The sequence below is a fragment of the Alcanivorax sp. HI0044 genome (assembly GCF_001634945.1).
This window is the reverse complement of sequence record NZ_LWEZ01001257.1, coordinates 1-2342: the sequence shown is the minus strand read 5'-3', so window position 1 is coordinate 2342 and position 2342 is coordinate 1. Positions and strand designations below refer to the sequence as shown.

The 2342-nt window shown below is 59.8% G+C and carries 4 protein-coding genes; 2 read left to right on the top strand and 2 right to left on the bottom strand.

Annotated features, from left to right (window positions below):
• The first annotated feature begins 62 nt into the window (after positions 1-62).
• On the top strand, positions 63-218 hold the full coding sequence (locus A3730_RS29815) for a hypothetical protein (RefSeq protein WP_369819091.1): 156 nt from the start codon (positions 63-65) through the stop codon (positions 216-218).
• Between the two features lie 74 nt (positions 219-292).
• On the opposite strand, the gene A3730_RS17990 is transcribed toward A3730_RS29815, so the two are convergent.
• Positions 293-688 carry a hypothetical protein gene (locus A3730_RS17990; protein WP_231880729.1) on the bottom strand — a complete coding sequence of 132 codons (396 nt, stop codon included), beginning with the start codon at positions 686-688 and terminating at the stop codon, positions 293-295.
• A complete protein-coding gene (locus A3730_RS17985; protein WP_063521270.1) occupies positions 654-914 on the bottom strand; it encodes a succinate dehydrogenase assembly factor 2 in 261 nt (86 codons plus the stop codon). Before A3730_RS17985 ends, A3730_RS17990 begins: the two co-directional genes overlap by 35 nt.
• A gap of 151 nt (positions 915-1065) precedes the next feature.
• Between A3730_RS17985 and A3730_RS17980 the strand changes: the two genes are divergently transcribed.
• Complete coding sequence (locus tag A3730_RS17980; protein ID WP_063521269.1) at positions 1066-2013, top strand: folate-binding protein YgfZ; 948 nt, start codon at positions 1066-1068, stop codon at positions 2011-2013.
• Positions 2014-2342 lie beyond the last annotated feature (329 nt).

The window sequence follows — 2342 nt, the reverse complement described above, 5'->3', positions numbered from 1 at the left end:
CCATCAGCATGTCCCGGCGCGGCAACTGCTGGGACAATGCTTGTGCCGAGAGTGTCTTTGCCTTGCTAAAAAAGGAGTGGACTCGCCCTCTTGGAGAGATAGGCCGAGACGAAATGGCGAGCGAAGTTCGTTACTATACGGACCAGTACTATCCCAATGTGCGTCGGCACATGGCACTGGGAGGAGTTTCCCCCAGTGCCTATGCTGCGACCGTTTAATCATTAGGTGTCTACTAAATCGGGGGCACTCCATTAATCGCGGCTTTTAGCTGTTAACTGTCCACTATCAACTGTCAACTGTGTTTCCTGTTCGTCCATAACCACTGATAAAACGGCTGCAACTTTGCCACCGGCGCCTGGTCCTCGAACACATGCAACCAGCCCTTCGGCGTTTGCATAGCCAGCCAGGGGCCATGGCGAATAACCCGCAGAGGGCGCTCCATCACCTGAGTGTGCTGGCCCGTTACCGTCAACGTCTGCGCGTGCAGTTCCAATGCCACCGGCTGGGGAAGGCGCCAGCCCCGCACCAACACGACCAGCGCCCCGAGCAACAGCAACATGGCCCAGCCCGGCAATTGCGACAGCACAATGGCCGGCACCACCAGCAACGCCGCCAACCAGCGCAGGCGCGCCGGATAGCGGGAAGCGGCGAGCTCAACCTTTCTTCGCGGAGACCAGGCCGAGGACATGGCGCACATACTCGTTTAACTGCGGGTCCGCAGGCTCACTGCGGTAGGTAAACCACTCGAACATGTCCGCATCCTCACAGGCCAGCAAGGTAGCGAACTGGGCCTGGCGCTCCGCCGGTTCCGCATCGAAGTGATTATCCAGGTAGCCATACAGCACCACCTCCACTTCCGACGCGCCCCGACGGCACTGCCAGCGATATTTACGTTTCAGGTCTTCATTACTCATTTCTGCACTATCCTGATCAGAAACTCCGGCGTCTTGCGCCAATTACCACCTATGGCTTTCAGGCTGTGCGCGCATTATCTATCATGCCTGATGATTTCTCGACTCCCCCGGAGTCGCACACCAAGTCACACGCTACGATGACAGGAGCCCCATGAGCTGGTCCGAGTTTATTGCCGCCCAATCCCTGGCCGACCACGCCGCGACGGATAATGCAGCGACATTGAGTCAATGCGACCACCTGGCCGTCATCCGCGCCCACGGCGACGAGGCCGGCCATTACCTGCAAGGCCAGCTTTCCTGCGACCTGCACGAAGTGGATAACGGCAGCCACCTCACCGGCATGCACCTGAGCCTGAAAGGCCGCGGGCTGGTCAGCGTACGCATCGTGCGAGACGGTGATGACTACCTGATGCTCTGCCCCGCCGGGCAAAGCGAGGCGGTGATCAAGTCGCTGATGAAGTACCGTCTGCGCGCCAAGGTGGAATTTCAGGTCGACGAGCAGGCGGTGATAATAGGGCTGAGCGGCGCCTTGCCTGCCACCTCGCCCGAACCCGGCCAGAGCGGACGTAACGGCCAGGGCCTCTGGTTGCGTTACCCCAATACGGATCACGCCCTGCTGATCACCGACACCGAACAGGCCGAATCCGTCTGGACCGTGCTCGTTCAGGACCGTACCGCCACCAATGCCAACGGCTGGCGGCAAGCCGACATCGACGCGGGCGAAGGCATGGTCTATCCCGGCGCAGAAGACCTGTTTCTGCCCCAGGTACTCAACTACGACGTCACCGCCGGGGTGAATTTCAAGAAAGGCTGCTACACCGGCCAGGAAGTGGTCGCGCGCATGCACTTCAAGGGCAAACTCAAGCAGCGCATGCAGCGCATTGATTACACCGCCGAGGTGGACCTGGCACCCGGCGAGACGCTTCGCAACAGCGACGGCAAGGCTGCCGGTGAAGTGGTCAGCAGCGCCCGCAATCATGCCGGGCACAGCGCACTGGTGGTACTGCGCCGCGATACTGACGGTGTGCTGTTCAAGGACGAGCAACCGCTAAACAGCCAGCTCGGCACCCTGCCCTATACATTGCCCTGGAAAGATTAAGACCCACGGAGCGCAAACGCTCTCGTAGGTCGAATTCACCCAAGGGCACAGAGAGCCTGAAAGGCGTAATCCGGCACATCGGTAGGCTCGATTGCCAGGTCGGCTGTCGGATTACGCCTTCGGCTAATTCGACCTTGTGTCTCTCCGGCGGAAGGATTTGCTACCCTTCCGCCACTGCTGGCGGGCAACCCGTATTCGACCTGAGGCCCTGAGCCTGTGATGTAGATAGGTCCCGCCAGCATTTCTCTCAAAACTTGAACGGTATCCGAGCCCTTCGTTGACCGGATGAGGCTGCACGAACAAGGAGAAGTGGAGAGATGGCTACCATC